Here is a 2,548-nt window from a genome sequence, read left to right as displayed (position 1 = left end):
GTGTGACGGTTAGGCAAGCGTTGAAACTACTGATCGAAAACGATGAGCTTGAAAGCGTTCAAGGCAGCGGCACTTACGTCAAAGAGAACAAGATCAATTACGACATCTACAAACAGTCGAGCTTTCAAGAAAAGTGGGCGCATTTGGATGTGGTTACACACAGTGAAGTTCTGGCCTTCGAAATGAAGCCGTGTTCTTTGGCGATGTCTGAACATTTAGATATCAAAGAAGGCGAATTGGTTTTCTACGTAAAACGTGTTCGTTTCATAGACAACAATCCAATCACGGTTGAAGAAACTTGGTTACCTGTTGCCCTATTCCCAGATCTCACCTATCAAGTGATGCAGACATCAAAGTACGACTTTATTGAGAACACCAAAGGCATGGTGATTGATAGAAGTGAGCAGGAATTGGTACCGATTCTTCCGCCTGAAGATGTTGCGAAACAGCTAGGTATTGACCCAGCTCAGCCTATCATTGAAAAACGTACTCGCGGTTACCTTGCCAATAACACGGTGTTTGAATACAGCCGTAACTACTTCACGTCTAACGATTACCGATTTACTTTGGTCGCAAGACGCCAAAGGTAAGCAATACTATAGGCTTTGGTTTACCTAAACGAATGCACCAAAGAAGCTCTTCCACACTTAGAGCTTCTTTCGCCTTTAATACCAAATCACACACCAGATACGCGTTGTGTGATTTGATCACCGAGAATTAAATCTCCCTCCAGGCTTCAACGCGTAGTGCTCGATAGCATTAAAACCACTCTAAAACATCATAAGGCTGTAACACTTTGATTGTGCTCCCCACATCAAATCGCCCGTTCGTCTCTTGCCCCACATAACTCTCTTTTTCTCGCTATTATCACCATTTGCACATCAACGGCTAAAGTTATCCAACCCTTCCTGTCATATGAAACTAAAACAAGCAAAGGTGATCCAAGTTATATTCTAGGGAGTCACAAATTTTGTTTATTAACACCCAAACAACAGTAGTTAATCAATATTTACAACCACAATTAACATAGAAAAAAATGTTTGTCTTAGATCATACCAACCTCAACTATGCCTCGTGCCACAGTGCAGTTTTCTGTACATTCATTGTCATATTCTGAAACACTTTCTTATATTTTTTAAACTTTGTGGAGATTTCTATGTTAGAGCTCTTGATCGGATTAGTAATTACCATCGCTGTTGGTTACTTTATTGTGAAAGGCTATAAAGCGGCAGGCGTATTACTAACTGCTGGCCTTGCCCTACTTCTTATTACTGGCCTTATTGGTCACACAGTCTTACCAGCTAAAGTCGCCTCAACAGGTAACATGGTTACCGACTCACTCGAATTTGTTAAGTACATGCTTCAGTACCGTGGAGGCGGCCTAGGCATGCAAATCATGCTTCTTTGTGGTTTTGCTTCTTACATGACGCACATTGGTGCTAACAACGTAGTAGTGAAACAGTTCTCTAAACCGCTTGCTGCTATTAAATCTCCCTATGTACTTCTTGTTGCGGCTTACATCGTAGCGTGTCTAATGTCTCTAGCAGTAAGTTCTGCAACAGGCCTTGGTGTGTTACTGATGGCGACCCTATTCCCAATGATGACGGCGATGGGTATTTCACGCCCAGCAGCGGTTGCCGTTTGTGCATCACCTGCAGCAATCATTCTTTCACCAACCTCTGGTGATGTGGTTATCGCAGCTGAAAAATCAGGCATGTCTCTTGATGTGTTTGCTGTTCAAACAGTATTGCCTGTTTCTATCTGTGCAATCATCGTGATGGCTGGCGCGGCTTTCTTCTGGAACAAATACCTAGATAAAAAAGAAAACACGCCAATGGAAAAAGTAGACGTTTCTGAAATCGAAACAACAGCACCGGCTTTCTACGCTGCACTGCCATTCCTACCTATCATCGGCGTTTTCCTATTCAACGGCCGCACGATTCCAGGGCTTTCACTTGATATCTACACCATTGTTGTAGGTTCTATCTTCGTGGGCGCAGTTATCGATTACGTTGTTAAGAAGTTTGACGGCGAGAAAACATTAGAAGACTTAGATTCTTGCTACCAAGGCATGGCTGACGCGTTCAAAGGCGTGGTAATGTTGTTGGTTGCGGCGGGCGTATTTGCTCAAGGTCTAATGTCTATCGGTGCAATTGATAACCTAATCGGTCTTGCTGAATCGGCAGGCGCAGGCGGTATCGCATTAATGCTTATCCTAACAGGTTTAACGGTTGCTGCAGCTATCGCGACAGGTTCTGGTAACGCGCCTTTCTATGCATTCGTAGAACTGGCTCCATCACTAGCGGCGAAAATGGGCTTGAACCCAGCGTTCCTAATCATCCCTATGCTTCAAGCATCTAACCTAGGCCGTACCATTTCTCCAGTATCTGGCGTAATTGTTGCGACATCGGGTATGGGTAAAATCAGCCCGTTTGAAGTTGTAAAACGTACTTCTGTTCCAGTAATCTGTGGTCTTATCACGGTTATCTTTGGTACGCTGGTATTGGTTCCAATGGCAGCTTAACTTAAAGAAACACTCTATCTAGAC

The 2,548-nt window shown here is 43.6% G+C and carries 2 protein-coding genes; both read left to right on the top strand.

What is annotated here, in order from left to right; all coding sequences use genetic code 11:
• Positions 1–590: GntR family transcriptional regulator (locus AB4653_RS23405; protein ID WP_372105441.1), on the top strand; the 590-nt coding region annotated here is incomplete at its 5' end.
• 566 nt (positions 591–1,156) lie between these two features.
• Complete coding sequence (gene dcuC, locus AB4653_RS23400) at positions 1,157–2,524, top strand: anaerobic C4-dicarboxylate transporter DcuC (protein ID WP_009845449.1); 1,368 nt, start codon at positions 1,157–1,159, stop codon at positions 2,522–2,524.
• Positions 2,525–2,548: the final 24 nt, after the last annotated feature.

It is taken from the genome of Vibrio sp. 10N.222.48.A3, from assembly GCF_041475345.1.
Classification (GTDB): Bacteria; Pseudomonadota; Gammaproteobacteria; order Enterobacterales; family Vibrionaceae; genus Vibrio; species Vibrio tasmaniensis_A.
The sequence above is the reverse complement of the archived record's forward strand: the minus strand, read 5'-3'. Positions and strand labels throughout refer to the sequence as shown.